At 67.7% G+C, this 16,622-nt stretch carries 14 protein-coding genes; 7 read left to right on the plus strand and 7 right to left on the minus strand.

Translation table 11 applies throughout. The features are described 5' to 3' along the window. Positions 1-194 precede the first annotated feature (194 nt). Positions 195-1,166 carry a phosphatase PAP2 family protein gene (locus PL79_RS05055; RefSeq protein WP_044846623.1) on the plus strand — a complete coding sequence of 324 codons (972 nt, stop codon included), beginning with the start codon at positions 195-197 and terminating at the stop codon, positions 1,164-1,166. Positions 1,167-1,245: 79 nt separating this feature from the next. On the opposite strand, the gene PL79_RS05060 is transcribed toward PL79_RS05055, so the two are convergent. Further along, a complete protein-coding gene (locus PL79_RS05060; protein WP_044846622.1) occupies positions 1,246-3,108 on the minus strand; it encodes an ABC transporter ATP-binding protein in 1,863 nt (620 codons plus the stop codon). A 486-nt stretch (positions 3,109-3,594) separates the two neighbouring features. On the opposite strand from PL79_RS05060, the gene PL79_RS05070 reads away from it, so the two are divergent. Beyond that, complete coding sequence (locus tag PL79_RS05070) at positions 3,595-4,476, plus strand: Dyp-type peroxidase (protein ID WP_044846621.1); 882 nt, start codon at positions 3,595-3,597, stop codon at positions 4,474-4,476. A gap of 100 nt (positions 4,477-4,576) precedes the next feature. On the opposite strand, the gene PL79_RS05075 is transcribed toward PL79_RS05070, so the two are convergent. Further along, complete coding sequence (locus PL79_RS05075) at positions 4,577-4,978, minus strand: OsmC family protein (protein ID WP_044846620.1); 402 nt, start codon at positions 4,976-4,978, stop codon at positions 4,577-4,579. Positions 4,979-5,096: 118 nt separating this feature from the next. Continuing rightward, a complete protein-coding gene (locus PL79_RS05080) occupies positions 5,097-6,017 on the minus strand; it encodes a LysR family transcriptional regulator (protein WP_044846619.1) in 921 nt (306 codons plus the stop codon). 479 nt (positions 6,018-6,496) lie between these two features. Between PL79_RS05080 and PL79_RS05085 the strand changes: the two genes are divergently transcribed. From PL79_RS05085 to PL79_RS05110, 5 genes are all read left to right on the plus strand, one after another. Further along, on the plus strand, positions 6,497-7,570 hold the full coding sequence (locus PL79_RS05085; RefSeq protein ID WP_044846618.1) for a helix-turn-helix domain-containing protein: 1,074 nt from the start codon (positions 6,497-6,499) through the stop codon (positions 7,568-7,570). Continuing rightward, positions 7,519-8,835 (plus strand): Nramp family divalent metal transporter, encoded by a 1,317-nt coding sequence (locus PL79_RS05090; RefSeq protein ID WP_044846617.1) that lies wholly within the window; start codon positions 7,519-7,521, stop codon positions 8,833-8,835. The genes PL79_RS05085 and PL79_RS05090 overlap by 52 nt, the downstream gene beginning before the upstream one ends. 80 nt (positions 8,836-8,915) lie before the next feature. Then, positions 8,916-9,503 (plus strand): phosphatase PAP2 family protein, encoded by a 588-nt coding sequence (locus PL79_RS05095; protein ID WP_044846616.1) that lies wholly within the window; start codon positions 8,916-8,918, stop codon positions 9,501-9,503. Positions 9,504-9,961: 458 nt separating this feature from the next. Next, positions 9,962-10,750, plus strand: coding sequence for an SDR family oxidoreductase (locus PL79_RS05105; RefSeq protein WP_044846615.1), 789 nt, complete (start codon positions 9,962-9,964; stop codon positions 10,748-10,750). Positions 10,751-10,784: 34 nt separating this feature from the next. Further along, the gene (locus PL79_RS05110; protein WP_044846614.1) at positions 10,785-11,801 is read left to right on the plus strand and encodes an NADP-dependent oxidoreductase; all 1,017 of its coding nucleotides are present in this window, start codon (positions 10,785-10,787) and stop codon (positions 11,799-11,801) included. A 258-nt stretch (positions 11,802-12,059) separates the two neighbouring features. Here the strand turns inward: PL79_RS05110 and PL79_RS05115 are convergent, their stop codons facing one another. The 4 genes from PL79_RS05115 to PL79_RS05130 all read right to left on the minus strand — a co-directional run bounded on the left by PL79_RS05115 (position 12,060) and on the right by PL79_RS05130 (position 16,606). Further along, positions 12,060-13,112 carry an AI-2E family transporter gene (locus PL79_RS05115; protein WP_044846613.1) on the minus strand — a complete coding sequence of 351 codons (1,053 nt, stop codon included), beginning with the start codon at positions 13,110-13,112 and terminating at the stop codon, positions 12,060-12,062. Between the two features lie 231 nt (positions 13,113-13,343). After that, positions 13,344-13,928 (minus strand): BPSL1445 family SYLF domain-containing lipoprotein, encoded by a 585-nt coding sequence (locus tag PL79_RS05120; protein WP_044846612.1) that lies wholly within the window; start codon positions 13,926-13,928, stop codon positions 13,344-13,346. A gap of 51 nt (positions 13,929-13,979) precedes the next feature. Next, the gene (locus PL79_RS05125; RefSeq protein ID WP_044846611.1) at positions 13,980-14,366 is read right to left on the minus strand and encodes a DUF883 family protein; all 387 of its coding nucleotides are present in this window, start codon (positions 14,364-14,366) and stop codon (positions 13,980-13,982) included. Positions 14,367-14,704: 338 nt separating this feature from the next. Beyond that, entirely contained in the window at positions 14,705-16,606 is a 1,902-nt protein-coding gene (locus PL79_RS05130) for an ExeM/NucH family extracellular endonuclease (protein WP_082088616.1), read from the minus strand. Positions 16,607-16,622: the final 16 nt, after the last annotated feature.

Consider the following 16,622-nt stretch of genomic DNA (forward strand, 5'->3'; position numbering starts at 1 on the left):
CGGGGCCGGATGCGTCGGCGTCGCCTGACGGACGGCGGCGTATTATTCTCAAGCACCGGCTGGAATGCGGTACGAGGCTATGGAGCGCAGTTGCACGATGCGCCTGCATCTGCGGGTGTACGGGGAACGCGGTACGTGCGGACAACGTCCGGCTCGAGCCTCGGGGATCGACAGAAAAGAACGAGAAAAGGGGTATGTCGAAGAATATGCGGAAAATCTACGTGACCGCGTGGTGGGTGACCATCATGCTGATAATCGTCGACGTGATCTGGGCATACCGCGTCGATTTCCGGATTGCGAAGGGCAGTCTGGTCGAAAGCGCGCAAATGCTGTCCGTCGTTCTTGCCGTCACCGCAGCTTCCTGGCTCGCCTCGCGCCCATCGTACAAAGTGCCGGCCAGGAAGGCGTTCTACGAGAATGTCGCGCAATCGTTCCAGTGGATCGCGTTGTTGTCGGTGTTCACGCATGCAGGCGCGCTCCTTCAGTACCTGGCTGTGGCGACCGATCTGCCGCTCGTGAGCGATGCGTTGGTATCGATCGATGCCGCGCTCGGGTTTCACTGGCTGCAAGCGTATAGATGGGTGACCGCAAATCCCGGTTGGCATGCCGTGCTCGGATTCGCGTATGCGTCCGGCAGCGTCCAGCTCCTTGCGATCCCGATCATTCTCACGCTGACGTCGAATTCGAAAGACTACGCCGAGTTTGCGGTGCAATTTATCGTCGCAGTCTTCGTGTCGATTCTGATCGCGGCATGGCTGCCGGCCGAGAGCGCGTTTCTTCACTTCGACATTCGCGATCCAGGTACGATTTCCACCGTATCGGACTTTGCGCCGTTGCGAAGCGGAGTCGTCCGGGAGCTGGCTTTCGCTTCGTCCCAAGGGCTCATTTCCTTTCCGTCGCTGCACACCATCCTTGCACTGTGCTTCGCGTACTCGCTGCGGCATGTGCGTATCGTCTTCCCGGTCGGAATCGTGCTGAACGGCATGATGATCGTATCGACGCCTACGCAGGGAGGGCATTACCTGTGCGACGTATTGTCGGGGCTGGTCATCGGCGTATTGCTGATTTACCTCGTTCGCAAGGGGTTTGCCGGGCAGCGCACGGCGGCTCGCGTGGCGCCGTCGAATGGAATCGACGACGCACGCAACGGCCTCGTGAATTCCTGACGATCGCATCGACGTCCCCGCGTGACGCAACCGGCCGCGGCGGCGGTGCGCCGCGCATCCGGTTGCGATCGGGGCGCCTTCAGGCTTGCGCCGGCTCTCCAAGCGGCCCGGCATGACCGTCCGCCGTGCGCCGCGGCGGATCGATCAGGCCCTTCGCGAGTTCCAGCGCCTGCCGCTCGAACAGCCGGCGATACGTCCCGCCGTCGATGCGGATCAGCGCGTCGTGGCTGCCTTCCTCGATCACCTTGCCGCGCTCGAGCACGATCAGACGGTCGAGCGCGCGCACCGTCGACAGCCGGTGCGCGACGACGAGCGTCGTGCGCCCGACCATCAGCCGCTCCATCGCCTGCTGGATCAGCACCTCGCTTTCGCTGTCGAGGCTCGACGTCGCTTCGTCGAGGATCAGGATCGGCGCATCCGCGAGGAACGCACGCGCGATCGCGACGCGCTGGCGTTCGCCGCCCGACAGCTTGATCCCGCGCTCGCCGACGAGCGTGTCATAGCCGTCCGGCAGCGCGACGATGAAGTCGTGCGCGCTGGCAAGACGCGCGGCACGCTCGATCTCCGCACGGCTCGCGTCGGGGCGCGCATACGCGATGTTCTCCGCGAGCGTGCGGTGGAACAGCACGGGTTCCTGCTGGACGATCGCGATCTGGCTGCGCAGCGAATCCTGCCGCACCTGCGCGATGTCCTGGCCGTCGATCGTGATGCGGCCGCCCGACACGTCGTACAGGCGCTGGATCAGCTTGATGAACGTCGTCTTGCCCGACCCGGAATGGCCGACGAGGCCCACGCGTTCGCCGGGCGCGATGCGCATCGAGAAGTCGTCGTACAGCGGCACCGGATGGTTGCCGTAGCGGAACGTCACGTGCTCGAAGCGGATCTCGCCTTGCCCGATCCGGATCGCGGGCGCGCCGGGCCGATCGTCGATGCCGAGCGGCTGGCGCTCGAGCGCGACGAGCTCTTCCATGTCGTTGACCGAGCGCTGCAGGTTGCGGATGTGCATGCCGACGTCGCGCAGGTAGCCCTGCAGCATGAAGAACATCGTCAGCGAGAACGCGATGTCGCCGACGCTCGCTTCGTCGTTCGCCCACAGCCGCAGCGCGACGCCGATCATCGCCGCCTGCATCGCGACGAGCATCGCGCCCTGCAGCCCGCCGTTGAACGTGCCGCGCACCCACGTGCGGCGCGTGCGCTGGCGCCACTTGCCGATCACGCGATCGAGCCGCGCTTCCTCGCGCGATTCCGCGCCGAACGCCTTGACGACCGCGTTGCAGCTCACGGCGTCGGCGAGCGCGCCGCCCATGCGCGTGTCCCACAGGTTGCCGAGCCGCGCGGCCGGCGCGACGATGCCGAGCGACACCGCGACCGTCACCGAGATGTACAGCAGCGAACCCGCACCGACGACGAGCCCCATCACCGGCCAGTGCGTGCCGAGCAGCACGGTCGCGCCGACGAGCATCGTGACCGACGGCAGCAGCGCGATCAGCACCGTGTCGTTCAGCAGGTCGAGTGCCCAGATCCCGCGCGTGATCTTGCGCACGGTCGATCCCGCGAAGCTGTTCGCGTGCCAGTCGGTCGAGAAACGCTGCACGCGATGGAACGACGCCGCGGCGATCTCGCTCATCATCTTCAGCGTGAGCGTGATGATGTTCAGGTAGACGCCCTGCCGCAGCAGCGTCGCGCCGATGCCGAGCGCGGCCAGCGTGCCGAACGCGGTGACGGCCGCATGCCACGCGGCGGCGCGGTCGGTCGGGCCGCTCGACAGCGCATCGACGAGGCGCCCGGCGAACAGCGGCGTGAGCACGTCGGCAAGCGCGCCGAGCAGCGCCAGCGTCGTGATCGTCGCGATGCGCACCGGCTGCTTGCGCCAGTAGCGGAACGTGAAGCCGAAGACGGCCTGGAATGCCTGGCCGCCCAGATGGGTGGTTTTTCTGGTCATGTATCGTTGCCCGGCGCATCGCGCGACGGGACTTTCCGGTTCGGAGAACGTCGAAAACGCGACAGCCGGACCGCGCGCACGACGCGGGCGAAACGAAACGGGCTGTCGGGAAATTGCGCGGGCGGGCGGGTTAGCGGAGCACCCGGAAGCCGGCGCGGACGACGGGCTGGATCAGCCGCGTCGTGGGACCACGTTCGGGAAGGTTGCTGGCATTCGGAACATCTGCACCTCCCTGAAGTGAACGGTTGAAAGGACGCCGAAAAAGACGTGAAGGAATTTTATCAGCAGAGCCGGACGCGCTGCAACGTCTGACGAATGCGGCGTTGCAGCAGCGATGCGGTTAGTATTCGGGGTTTTGGCCCTCTTTCGTGCGTGTTCCGCGGTGCGGTGCCGCACGGGGCGGCGGGCGGCATCGATTACACTCTGCCGTTGCGCGCCGGCCGCTGCGGCCCCGCGGATTCACCCCGATACACTCCTGAGGAAACGATGAGCGACGTTCAGCAAGGCATCCTGGCTCCGATCGACACGGCGGCCCGATACCTCACTTTCACGATTTCGAACAACGTCAATGTGGCCGCGGCGCTCGCGGCATTGCGCGAGCTCGTCGACGGGCGCGACACGGTCGCAGGCTTCGGGCACGCGCTGGCCGCGCATCTCGGCCGCCCGGTTCCGGGGCTCACCGAATACCCGGCGTTCGCGGTGAACGACCGTACGCTGCCGATCACGCCGGCCGACGTCTGGGTCTGGCTGCGCGGCGACGATCGCGGCGCACTCGTGCTGCGCGCACGGGCGATCGAGCGGGCGCTCGCGCCGGCGTTCGTGCTGCAGGACGCGGTCGACGGGTTCCGCTATTCGAACGATCGCGACCTGTCGGGTTACGAGGACGGCACCGAGAACCCGACCGGCGACGACGCGCTGGCCGCGGCGGTCGTCACGGGGCAGGGCGCGGGGCTCGACGGTTCGAGCTTTGTCGCGGTTCAGCAATGGCTGCACGACTTCGACCAGATGGAGCGCATTGCGTCGGGCGACATGGATCACATCATCGGCCGCCGCCGCTCGGACAACGAGGAGCTCGACGACGCGCCCGAGTTCGCGCACGTGAAGCGCACCGCGCAGGAGAGCTTCGAGCCGGAGGCATTCATGCTGCGCCGTTCGTCGCCGTGGTCCGATGCGCGCCGCGCGGGGCTCTACTTCGTCGCGTTCGGCTGTTCGTTCCGCGCGTTCGACGTGCAGATGCGCCGGATGAGCGGCGCGGACGACGGCATCGTCGACGGCCTGTTCCGCTTCACGCGACCGCTGACGGGCGCGTATTTCTGGTGCCCGCCGGTGAAGGACGGCAAGCTGGACCTGTCCGCGCTCGGACTCTGAGCGCCGGACGACATCCGCAAACGGGCGGGCCGCGCATCGCGCGCGGCCCGCCCGTTTTCTATGTGACGCGTCGATCGCGTGCGGCGCGGTACGCCGCCCGTCAGTTCAGCGTCGTTTCGATGCGTGTGCCGCGCTTGATGAACAGCGTCACCGGCGTCTTCTCGCAGATTTCCGCGAGCCGCTGGCGCTGCGCATCGTCGAGCGGGCCGTCGAGCGTCACGACGCGGCGCACGTATTGCTGCCCTTCACGATCGGCATGCAGTTCGGTGCGCACGTCGATGCGCGTGGCCGGCCACGTCTTGCGCTGCATGTACATGCGCAGCGTCGCGGCCGTGCATTGCGCGAGCCCGGCCAGCACGAACTCGAACGGCGCCGGCCCGAGGCCCTGTCCGCCTTCGCGCGGCGCTTCGTCGCCGGTCAGCGCGTGCGTGCCGGCCTGCAGCTGGACGACGTAGTCGGGCGCGTCGGCGGCGAGGGTGGCGGCAGCGTGGATGAGCGGCATGGCAAGTCTCCGGTAAGCGGGAAAGAGGCGGCCGCGACGATGCGCGGCGTGCGAGCCGTCAGCATACCGTCTCGACGAAAAACGCGGGCGCTACGCGCGTCGCCGGGGCTCGCCGGGATCAGACGGCGACGCCGGCACTCCGGCGCACGAGCGTGGCGACGCGTTCGCGCACCCACTGGTGCGCGCGGTCGGTCTCGCGCGACTCGTGCCAGTACGCGAGCAGCGGAAACGGCTTGAGCCGCAGCGGCAGCGGCTGCACGGCGATCGGCAGCATCGCCGCCATGCGCAGCGCATACGTGCGCGGCAGCGTCAGCAGCAGGTCGCCCGCCGCGGCGATCTGGCAGGCGGCGAAGTAATGCTGGCAGACGAGCTGGATGTGACGGAAGCGTCCGTCGTTGCCGAGCAGCACGTCGAGCGATTGCGGTTCGCCGAGCGACGACACCGCGACATGACGCGCGGCGAAATAGTCGCTGCGCCGCAGCGGACCGCCGGTCAACGGATGATCGTGCCGCATCGCGACGACGAGCGAATCGTCGAGCAGGTGCTCGGTCACGATGCGCGGGCCGGTCTGCACGCGTCGATCGACAGCCAGATCGAGATTGCCCGACGCGAGTTCGCGTTCGATGTCGTGCACCGCGACGCGGCGGCTCACGAATCGCAGGCCCGGCGCTGCGCCGGCGAACGCGGCGACGATCTGCGGCAGCGCGATCGATTCGAGCACGTCGCGAATGCCGACCGCGATGCTCAGGTCGAGCGTCGCCGGGTCGAATGCCGCCGGGTCGCGCGCGGCGCGCTGCAGGCCGGCGAGGTGAAGCTGCACGTCCGCGATGATCGCGCGCGTGCGCTCGGTCGGCACGACGCGGTTGCCCTGGCGCACGAACAGCGGGTCGTCGAAATGCGCGCGCAGCCGGTTGAGCGCATGCGTGACGGCGGGCTGCGTCAGGTGCAGCGCACGGGCGGCCGCGCCGATGCCGCCGTGCACGTAGACCGCATCGAGCACGCGGAACAGGTTCAGGTCGAGACGATGATCGGCGGGCACGGACGAAGGCGGCGTGGTGGGCGGTGGGGCGATTCTAATGGATGCGCGAACAACGGAACGCGGGTGCGCGTTGTATAGGCGACCGATGCCGTCCGATGCATGCCGATGACGATCGTCCCGCTACGCGAGCGTGCGTGGAGCCGAAGCGCGATGCGAGGCAGGCGTCACGATGCGAGTCCGCCCGTCGACACGCGCATTTCCGCGCGGCCAGATCATCGGTCGGCGATAGCCTGTAAAAATCCGCCATCATACTGTCCCGGTCGGCCATTTCGTGACAAAGAGACGACCCGTTCGGCTAGTTCGGCTAAGATGCCGTCGCTTCATATTTCGAGATAGCCGTCCCTGTCGCACGTGTTCAAACCAAATATAAGCCTGACAGTTCGACGGCAATTAAAAGAAGTCGAAACAGTCCGGGGGCTTGGCCAGTGGAAGCAGCAGATCAGAGGTGGGTCGTAATCTATTTGAGTACGGGTTTTTCCTTGGCCGAGGCCGCGCGTCTGAGCGAGGCTTTCAACCTGGCGAATCGCCTGAACGCGTTCAATGCGGATTACCAGCTGAAGTACGTATCCGAAAACGGGGGCTTGCTGCAGTCGTCGTCCGGTGTGCAGATCGCCGCCGACTCGCTCGGTGACGAGCATGGCCATCGTGCACACGCGTTCTTTCATCTTCATGGTGAGCGTGCGTCGATCAACTGGAACGATGCGTTGCGGCGCCGCCTGAGCGACATCCGCCGCCATGCGCGCTGGATCGTCGATGCGATGGGCCTGTCGACGCTCGCCGCGTCGCAGCGGCAGACGGAAGTCGATCGCGCGCGAACCGATCGCACCCGCGGTGCGGCGGCCACGATCGAACTGCAGGCCGGCGAGGCCGACGTGTTTGCGACCGTGCTCGACATGTTCCGCGCCGATCTCGGCGACAGCGCCGCACAGGAGATCGCCAGCAACCTGATGCAGCCGGTCGAGCAGCGCTATGCGCAGTCGATGTGGGCGTTTCGCGAACTGAGCGCGAGCCCGTCGATCCGGATGTCGGTGCAGCGGCTGCGCGCGCAGAGCGCGAACCGCATTTCGGTTGCGGAAGTCGCGCAGACGGTCGCGATGAGCGAGCGCAATTTCCTGCGGCGCTTCAAGAAGGAAATCGGCGTGACGCCGACCGAGTTCGTGCAGCACGTGCGGCTCGAGCGCGCCTGCCACATGCTGGTCCACACGACGCTGCCGGCCGACAAGGTCGCGCGGCGCACGGGCTTCGGCAGCGGCGAGCGTCTGGCCAAGCTGTTTCGCCAGCGCCTGCTGGTGTCGCCGACCGAATTTCGCGTCGCCGAGCGCGAGCGGATCCTGACGAACGGTGCCGGGACGCCGCACCCGCAGGCCGATCGGCAGCCCGCGCCGCGGCTCGCGACTGCCGACGGCGAGCGGGCGAGCCGGGGTGTGCGCGGCGATGCGCGGGAGAAAGCGGGGCGGATGAACGTAAAATCACCGTGTCGCGATCACGATCCCCGGTTTCCATGCCCCTGCTTCCCACTACCGCCACAGCCCCCTTCTGCCCGTCGGAAGTAAAGGGCAGCATCACGATCGACGCCGGCGCGTCGCGCTGGATGAAGCTCAAGCGCTTCTTCGGCCCGGGCCTGCTGGTCGCGATCGGCTATATGGATCCCGGCAACTGGGCCACCGACATCCAGGCCGGCTCGCAATTCGGCTATTCGCTGCTGTGGGTCGTCGCGTTCTCGAGCCTCGCCGCGATCTTCCTGCAGATGCTCGCCGCGCGGCTCGGCCTCGTCGCGGGCAAGGATCTCGCGCAGGCCAGCTACGACCGCTATGGCACCTTCGGCCGCATCGTGCAGTGGGTGACCGCCGAGGTGTCGATCATCGCGTGCGACATCGCCGAAGTGCTCGGCTGCGCGCTCGCGTTCAAGCTGCTGCTCGGCGTGCCGCTCGCGTGGGGGATCGTGCTGACCGCGCTCGATACGGTGATCGTGCTCGGGTTGCAAGGCAAGGGCGTCCGGCAGATCGAGGCGATCGTGCTCGGATTGATCGCGACGATGGCGTTCTGCTTCGTCGCGCAGGTCGCGATCACGCCGCCCGACTGGCATGCGGTCGCGAAGGGGCTCGTGCCGGGCAATCCGGGCCATGACCGCAAGGACGCGATCGTGCTCGCGCTCGGCATCGTCGGCGCGACGATCATGCCGCACAACCTGTATCTGCATTCGTCGGTCGTGCAGACGCGCCATGTCGTCGGCGGCGCGCGCGGCCTGATCCGCGACACGCTCGCGCTGGTGCGCATCGACACCTGCGTGTCGCTGTTCGTCGCGATGCTCGTCAATGCGGCGATCCTGGTCGTCGCGGGCGCGGCGTTCCATGCGACCGGCCAGCACGACGTGACCGACATCGAACAGGCGTACCGGCTGATCACGCCGATCGCGGGCGGCGCGGCCGCGCTGCTGTTCGGCATCGCGCTGCTCGCGTCGGGGCAAAGCTCGACGCTGACCGGCACGATCGCCGGCCAGGTGATCATGGACGGCTTCCTGCATACGAAAATCCCGTGCTACCAGCGCCGGCTGATCACGCGCGGGCTCGCACTGGTGCCCGCGCTGATCGGCGTGCTGTGGCTCGGCGAAAACTCGGTCGGGCAATTGCTCGTCTGGAGCCAGGTGCTGCTGAGTCTGCAGCTGCCGTTCGCGATGTGGCCGCTGATCCGGTCGGTCAGCGATCGCAACACGATGGGCGAGCATGCGATCGGCCGCAGGATGCAGGCCGCCGCCTGGGTACTGTTCGCCGTCATCACCGGCACGAACCTGCTGCTGATCACGGGTGTCGCGGGCTGATACAGCTTGTCACAGGCTGAAACAGGCGCGTGGCGCGCCTGCGTTAAACTGCGCCTTTTGCCAGCCGTTCGACGTCCGTCATGTGGAGTGAAATCAGCAACATCGGCGATGCCGCGCTGACCTTGCCGGTCGCGCTGACCTGCGCCGTCTGGCTCGCGCTGTCCAACTGGCGGCTCGCGGTGCGCTGGATCGCGCTGCTCGCGGCCGGCATGAGCCTGGTCGGGGCGACCAAGATTCTCTATGCGGGCTGTGGTGTCGAGATCCCGCAGTTCGATTTCCGCGTGATCAGCGGCCATACGATGCTGTCGACGTCCGTGTGGACCGTCGCGCTGTCGATGCTGTGGCAGGCATTCCGTCCGGGCAAGGAGCCGGGCGTGGCGGCCGGTCTCGTCGTCGGCGCGCTGACGGGCGTCGCGCGCGTGTTCGACCATTCGCACACGGTCCCGGAAGTCGTCGTCGGCTGGCTGCTCGGCGCGCTGGTCGCGCTGGTGTTCCTGCGCGCCTACCGGCGGGCGCACAAGCGCGCGTTCTCGCCGCGCATCGCGGCCGTCTGCCTGCTCCTCGTGTCCGGCATCGCGTACGGGCATCGCGCACCGTTCCAGCAGATGATCGACACGCATTCCCCGCAGTTCTGCGCGTTCATGCGTACGTCCGGCGACGGGTTCTGACGGCTGTTCGTTGCCGCGCATCGGTGCGCCGGTGCCGGATGCGGTCGTCGCCGCGGCGGTGGCCCCCCGAGTCCCGTCCCATTCCTTCTTGGTTATTGTCAAAAGCCGTTTCCCGGTCGTTATCGAGCCGACATCGGCGATGATCGGCCGTGCCGTGCCGTGCCGTGCCGTGCCGTGCCCGCCCGTCCGTCCGTCCGCTCGTCCCGCCGCCCGCGGATCCGAAGGTCATGAGTCATGTCTATGACCGGGCATTACGAAGATTCATTTCATCGATTGGCGGCAATCGCGTACGCTGGCGTTCGTTCGAGCGGGGCCGGCAGCGGCAGGCCGCCGGATTCGTCCGGCGCGGTGCGGCCGGCTCGCTATACTCGCGCATACCGCGCGGCCGTCGGCCGGCGCACGGCAACCGCCGTCGCGGCACCGGTCCGCCGCGACGACTCACGACAGGAGCAGGTCCCATGACAATCGTTTCCCCGCGCCTCGCAGGCAAGTACGCGTACATCACGGGCGCCGCCGGCGGCCTCGGCCGCGCGATCGCGCGCCGGATGGTCGAGCAGGGCGCGCGCGTGTTCCTGACCGACGTTGCCGACGCGGCGGTGCTCGATGCATTCGCCGACGAACTCAACGCGGGCCACGCGACGCCGGTCGCGTTTGCCGCGACGCAGGACGTCCGCGACGAAGCGCGCTGGCAAGCGCTGCTCGCGCAGGCGGTCGATGCGATGGGCGGGCTGTCGGTGCTCGTCAACAACGCGGGTGTCGGCTCGATCGGCTCGCCCGCGCAGATCGAACTGGACGAATGGCGGCGCGTGATGGCGGTCAACGTCGAGAGCATCGTGCTCGGCTGCAAGCATGCGCTGTCGTATCTGGCCGAGAGCCATCCCGCATCGATCATCAACATCTCGTCGGTGGCCGCGTTCAAGGTCGAGCCGGATTTCACCGCGTACAACGCGTCGAAGGCCGCGGTCGCGTCGCTGACGAAGTCGGTCGCGATCGACTGCGCGCGCCGCGAGCTCGACGTGCGCTGCAACTCGATTCACCCGGCGTTCATTCGCACGGGGATCGTCGAGCCGCTGTTCCAGTCGCTCGGCGAACGCGATGCGACGCGCAAGCTCGCACGCGGCATTCCGCTGCGCCGGCTCGGCGAACCGGACGACGTCGCGCATGCGGCCGTCTATCTGGCATCCGACGAAAGCCGCTTCGTGACGGCCGCCGAACTCGTGATCGACGGCGGCATGTGCGCGGTCTGACGCGCATCGATAAACACAACCGGAGGAGAACATCGTGTCGACACCCGTGAACCGCCAGCTGCTGCTGAAGACACGCCCGGAAGGCCGGGTCGGCCGCGAACACTTTTCGCTCGTCGAAACGCCGGTGCCGGCGCTCGCCGACGGCGAAGTGCTCGTGCGCGTGCTGTATCTGTCGATGGATCCGACCAACCGCGTGTGGATGAGCGACGTGCCGCAATACCTGCCGCCCGTCGCGATCGGCGAAGTGATGCGTGCGCTCGGCATCGGGCGCGTGGTCGCGTCGCGCCACGCGGGGTTCGCGCAAGGCGATCTCGTGCAGGGGCTGCTCGGCTGGCAGGACTATGCGCGGGTGCCGGCCGACCAGGCCGCGCAACTCGTGAAGCTGCCCGCGCAGTCGGGCCTGCCGCTGCCGACGCTGCTCGGCGCGTGCGGGATGAGCGGCCTGACCGCGTACTACGGGCTGACCGACATCGCGCCGGTGCAGCCCGGCGAGACGCTCGTCGTGTCGGCGGCGGCCGGGTCGGTAGGCTCGATTGCCGGCCAGATCGGCAAGATCCACGGTGCGCGCGTGGTGGGTATCGCGGGTGGCGCGGACAAGTGCCGCTACCTCACCGAGACGCTCGGCTTCGACGCGGCCGTCGACTACAAGGCCGACGATTTCCGTGAGCAGCTGAAGGCGGCGACGCCGGACGGCGTGCACGTGAACTTCGAGAACGTCGGCGGCGAGGTGATGCGCGCGGTGCTGTCGCGCATGGTGATCGGCGGGCGCGTCGCGCTGTGCGGCGTGATCTCGAACTACAACAGCGGCCGCGCGGCGGACGACGTCGGCGTGCTGATCTCGAAGCGGATCACGATGCGCGGCTTCCTGATCCTCGACTACCGCAAGAGCCGCGAAGCGGTGCAGACGCTCGCGGGATGGCTGCGCGACGGCCGGCTCAAGGCCGAGGAAACCGTCGCCGACGGACTCGAAAACGCCCCCGACGTGCTGAACCGCCTGTTCGACGGCGACCATCGCGGCAAGCTCGTGCTGCGCGTCGATCCGGACGCGTGAGCCGTCGCGCTCGCGCGCATTGAGTCCGAATATTCCGGTATCAGTTTAGGACTTTTCTCATATATTGTTCCGGTCGCTCTCCCTAAAGTAATTGCCGGCAAGCGGCGGCGTGACCTGCGCGTCACGCCGCCGTTTTCATTTGCGTGGCGAGAAGCGGGAAGGGAGGCGGAACATGCAGATGAAGACAACATGGGCGGCACCGACGGCGGCGCGCGATCGAACCAAGCGGCGCATCTTCGTCATCCGTGACGCGCGGCGTCACTCCCCCTGTTCGGCGCGCGCGTAGATGTCCCAGCTCGCCATGAACAGCGCAGCGACGAGCGGCCCGATCACGAAGCCGTTGATGCCGAACAGCGCCATCCCGCCGAGCGTCGAGATCAGCACGACCCAGTCGGGCATCTTCGTGTCCTTGCCGACGAGGATCGGGCGCAGCAGGTTGTCGACGAGGCCGATCACGCCGACGCAGAACGCGACGAGGATCACGCATTTCCAGATCGCGCCGATCGCGAGGAAGTAGAGCGCGGCGGGCACCCACACGAGGCTCGCGCCGATCGCCGGCAGGAGCGACAGGAACGCCATCAGCGCGCCCCACAGCACGACACCCTCGATCCCGAGGATCCAGAAGATCAGGCCGCCGAGCGCGCCCTGCACGAGCGCGACCGCGATGTTGCCCTTCACGGTTGCGCGCACAACCGTCGTGAACTTCGCGAGCAGCAGGTTCTTGTGCTCTTCGTCGAGCGGCATCGCGCGGCGCACGCGGCGGCCGATCTCGCCGCCGTCGCGCAGCAGGAAGAACACCATGTACAGCATCACGCCGAAGCTGACGACGAACTGGAACGTGTTCTGGCCGATGCTGAGCGCCTGGGTCGCCGCGAACTGGCTGATCTGCGCGGCGCCGTCGGTCAGCTTCTTCTGGATGCCGGGGATGTTGGTCAGCCCGTATTTCTGCAGCAGGTTCTGGATCGACGTCGGCAGCGCATGAATGATGTCATGGAAGTACTGCGAATAATTCGGCTGCGCGCTCTTCAGTTCCTGGTACACGTACGCGATTTCCTGCACGAGCGTCGCCATGACGAACACGAGCGGCAGGATCACGATCAGGATGATCAGCGACATCGTCACGAGCGCGGCCAGGTTGCGCCGCTTGCCGAAGCGCGCGGCAAGCCAGCGCTGCACCGGCTGGAACAGGATCGCGAGAATGGTGCCCCAGAAGACGGCGCCGGAGAACGGCGCGAGTATCCAGCACAGTCCGACGGTGACCGCGAACAGCAGGAAATAGAAGAATTTTTGGTGATCGTGTCCGCTATCCATGGATGGTTCGCGCAGATTGATGCCTGGTTTGATTGAATTTCGTTGCCTCGGGCGCGATCGGCTCGCGAACGTCACGGATGTCGCGGCGCAGCGCGGCAGGGCGGCCTGATCGGCAGTATGCCCGCAAAGGTGCCGCCATCATACCCGCCGCGCGCGGCGCACGAGAAAACGCCGCGGCCGGGGCCGCGGCGTTGCCGGGAAGCGAACCGGCCCGGGGGCCGTGCCGCATCGTCAGATGTGGAGCCGGGTGACCTTGGTGCCGCTGACCGACAGATCGCCCATCAGGCCCGCGTTGGTCAGCACCAGCACCTCGACCGGTGCGGTGGCCGTGTTGGAGTCGATCGCGCCGTTCGCGCCCATCTTCACGACCGCGACGGAGGCGTCGGCGCCGGCCGACCAGCCTTCGGACTTGCGGAACGAGTCGAGCGCATCCTGCGTCATGAACAGGAACACGATCGCCTTCGATTGCGCACCGGCCTGCAGGCCGACCGACAGCGACGACGTGTTGTAGTAGCCGACGGTGCTGCCGCCGACGCGCAGCGCGCCGTTGCCGGACTGGCCGCCGACGATGAGGCCGGCCTGCAGCACGTTCGGGAACACGAGCACGCCGCGCGATTTCGCGACGAGTTCACGCGAGCCCGGCACCGTCGAATAGAGGCGCGAGATCGTCGCGTTCACGCTCGCGTCGATCGACTCGCGTTTCGACGCGCTGGCCGATGCGTTGTCGGGTTTGTTGGGCGTGGTGGTGCAGCCGGCAAGTGCGAGACTGCCGAGCATGACGGCGGCGGCGGCTTTCAGGACGAGGGACTTCTGCATGGCGTTTCTCCTTCGTTGTCGGGGTGAGGAAGGACGGGGTGGTCGCCCCGTTCAACGGCGGGAAAGGAGCAGGCCGGCGACGAACGCGAGACCCGCGACGACACCTGCGGTCTGCCATGGATTGTCGTGCACGGCTTGCGATACGCGTTCGGCCGAATCGCGCAGCCGCGCGACCGCGGTGCCCGACGCGTAGTCGAGCGTGCTGCGCGCTTCGTCGAGCCGCGCCTGCACGCGCTTGCGCAGCGCGGCGATATCGCCGTCGCCGTCGTTCTTCAGCAGGTCTTCCAGTTCATCGACCAGCCCGCGCAGATCGTCGGACACGTCCGCATGCAGGTCGCGAGCCGCCGAGCGCGTCGTGCGTCCCACGCGCCGGCCGGTGCGACGGATGTCGGACAGGCCGCGGTCCAGCTTGTGTTCGATCGAGTCGGTGAGCGCCATGGTGTTTATCCTCCTTCGATTTGATTTGCAGGCTAATTTGAAGATAAGACGAATCCCAGCAACCAATGTGATTCACATCAGCCAATTGAGTTTCGAGACAAATTTTCAATTCGCCGGCAAATTTCCCGGAAAGCCCCGCGCAATGGGACGGAGCGGCGGTTGAAAAAATTTCGCGCTTCGGGGCGAAGCGACCAGCAAGCCGTTGGCGCGACGTGAAAGTCCGGTAAATATGGCGTCGCCCGATGCGCCAGGTAAATAGTGCCGTTGCACGCATCACGCTGATGCAATTGCACTAATCGCCCGTCTCTCGGTGGAGCAGGGTTTGTGCCCGCGGTGGCTCAGGTGGCGCCTCCGTCCGGCGCGAGGTCGATGACGACGGGGTCGTGATCCGACGAGCGATAGGCATCGGGTGCGTAATAGGCCGCCCGTTGTGCCGCGGTTTTGTAATCGGGCACGGATTGCAGCGCGACCGGTTCGTCGGCATTGATGTGCCACGCGTGCACGGCCTTCACGCGCGCGGCGAGCGGCGACGTGGCGAGTGCGTGGTCGAGGTTGCCCGCTTCGCCGCGGAATACGTAGCTGTAGCCGGCGTTGCCGGCGAAGCGGGCGACGAGGTTCGTGTAACCGCGCGATTCGAGCGCGCGCAGCGGGTCTTCCTTCGCGTAGCTGTTCAGGTCGCCGATCAGCAGCACGCCGTCGGCCGGGGCGCCGGTCGGCGACGTGGCGAGCCACGCGGCGATGCGTTCGGCCGTACGCGTGCGCGTCGCGTTCCAGCAGCCCTGACCGTCCGACTGGTCGAGATCCGGGCCGCTCGCCCGTGGGCAGTTCTTCGATTTCAGGTGATTGACCGCGACCGTGAATGCGCGGGTGCCGCCGATGCGCCGGAACGTCTGCGCGAGCGGCGGTCGATTGCCGCCGTCGAGCGCGACGGTCGCGGCGCGCCCGACGGGTTCGGTCGTCCGGCTGTCGTACAGCAGCGCGACCGCGATCGCATCGCGGCCGAGTCGCGCCGTGCCGGGGTCGACCGCGCGCCAGCCGTCGCCGAGCCGCGCCGCGAGACGCTGCACGGCGCTCGTGGGGCCGTGGCCGTTGTTCGCGATTTCCATCAGGCCGATCACGTCGGCGCGCAGTGCGCGCAGCGCGGCGACGATCTTCGCTTCCTGGCGCGCGAAGACGGCGGGCGTCTTCGCGCCGCGATTGGCCGGATCGTCGAAGCCGCCGCCGCTTCCGTCGCCGTTGAAATAGTTGAAGACGTTGAACGACGCGACCCGCACGTCGGCCTGCGGATGCCGCGGCGGGGCATCGGTCCGCGGATTCGATGCGGCGTCGAAGACCGGCGCCGACGCCGGCACGGGCTGCACTCGCCACGTGCCGTAGCGCTGCTCGAGCACACCTTCGACGCCGCGCACCGTGTAGCCCGCGCGCAGCGTGTTGGCGGCGCCCAGCGCAGGCGGCGGATAGCGGGCGGTCGCGGGGTTCACGCGGCTCGAACCGTCGTCGAGCACGATGCGGTTGCGGGCATTGGCCGCCGCCTGCGCGGCGGCGTCAGCCGGCGGCACCACGTGCGTCGGCATGTAGAGGCGACCGTGGCTGAGCACGATGCTGCCGTAGCGGCCGAGGTCGTAGGTATCGCTGACGGTCAGCGTTTGCGGAAAGCGCACGCGCATGCCTTCATGCGCGGCGAATACTGACTCGCTGTCGACCGGCAGCACGAGCGCGGCCGGCGTGACGGTCTGCCCGCGCGCGCAGACGGCCACGCGGCCCGACAGAGCCAGTTGCGTGCGGCCGTACTTCTGCTCGATCCTGCCGGTGACGTGCACGCGTTCGCCCGGGCGGACACGCGCGTGCGGCGCGTAGACGAACAGGCCTTCCGGGACGCCCGGCCGGTGGCGCCGCTGCGCATCCGCCTGCTGGACGAAGAATCCGCCGAAGCCGTCGGCGCCGCCGAATGCCGCGGTGACGATCGCTTCGATCGACGCGGTGCGCCCGGCCAGCGGCGACCGGCCGCCGGAATGCCGGAGGTCGGCGATCGCCGTCGTGGGGCCGCCGCAGCCCGCGCTGACCGGAGGCGCGGTGGCGGCGGCGGTGGCGGCCGGCGCTGAAAGGGCAAATGCGGCAAATGCGGCAAACGAGGCAAACGAGGCAAACGAGGCAAACGAGGCAAACGAGGCAAACGAGGCAAGCGGGGCAAGCGGGGCGAGCGACGCGGCGAGCGCGAGCGGCGGCGGCAGGCGTGACATGGAGTGCTCCACAGGA

Origin of the sequence: Burkholderia sp. USMB20 (assembly GCF_000949135.2) — a bacterium.
Taxonomy (GTDB): domain Bacteria; phylum Pseudomonadota; class Gammaproteobacteria; order Burkholderiales; family Burkholderiaceae; genus Burkholderia.

Bases quoted from the DNA above. Each gene is read 5' to 3' on its own strand.
- PL79_RS05060 (WP_044846622.1), bottom strand. From the start codon at position 3,108: ATGACCAGAAAAACCACCCATCTGGGCGGCCAGGCATTCCAGGCCGTC.
- PL79_RS05075 (WP_044846620.1), bottom strand. From the start codon at position 4,978: ATGCCGCTCATCCACGCTGCCGCCACCCTCGCCGCCGACGCGCCCGAC.
- PL79_RS05055 (WP_044846623.1), top strand. From the start codon at position 195: ATGTCGAAGAATATGCGGAAAATCTACGTGACCGCGTGGTGGGTGACC.
- PL79_RS05070 (WP_044846621.1), top strand. From the start codon at position 3,595: ATGAGCGACGTTCAGCAAGGCATCCTGGCTCCGATCGACACGGCGGCC.
- PL79_RS05120 (WP_044846612.1), bottom strand. From the start codon at position 13,928: ATGCAGAAGTCCCTCGTCCTGAAAGCCGCCGCCGCCGTCATGCTCGGC.
- PL79_RS05095 (WP_044846616.1), top strand. From the start codon at position 8,916: ATGTGGAGTGAAATCAGCAACATCGGCGATGCCGCGCTGACCTTGCCG.
- PL79_RS05115 (WP_044846613.1), bottom strand. From the start codon at position 13,112: ATGGATAGCGGACACGATCACCAAAAATTCTTCTATTTCCTGCTGTTC.
- PL79_RS05130 (WP_082088616.1), bottom strand. From the start codon at position 16,606: ATGTCACGCCTGCCGCCGCCGCTCGCGCTCGCCGCGTCGCTCGCCCCG.
- PL79_RS05090 (WP_044846617.1), top strand. From the start codon at position 7,519: ATGCCCCTGCTTCCCACTACCGCCACAGCCCCCTTCTGCCCGTCGGAA.
- PL79_RS05105 (WP_044846615.1), top strand. From the start codon at position 9,962: ATGACAATCGTTTCCCCGCGCCTCGCAGGCAAGTACGCGTACATCACG.
- PL79_RS05125 (WP_044846611.1), bottom strand. From the start codon at position 14,366: ATGGCGCTCACCGACTCGATCGAACACAAGCTGGACCGCGGCCTGTCC.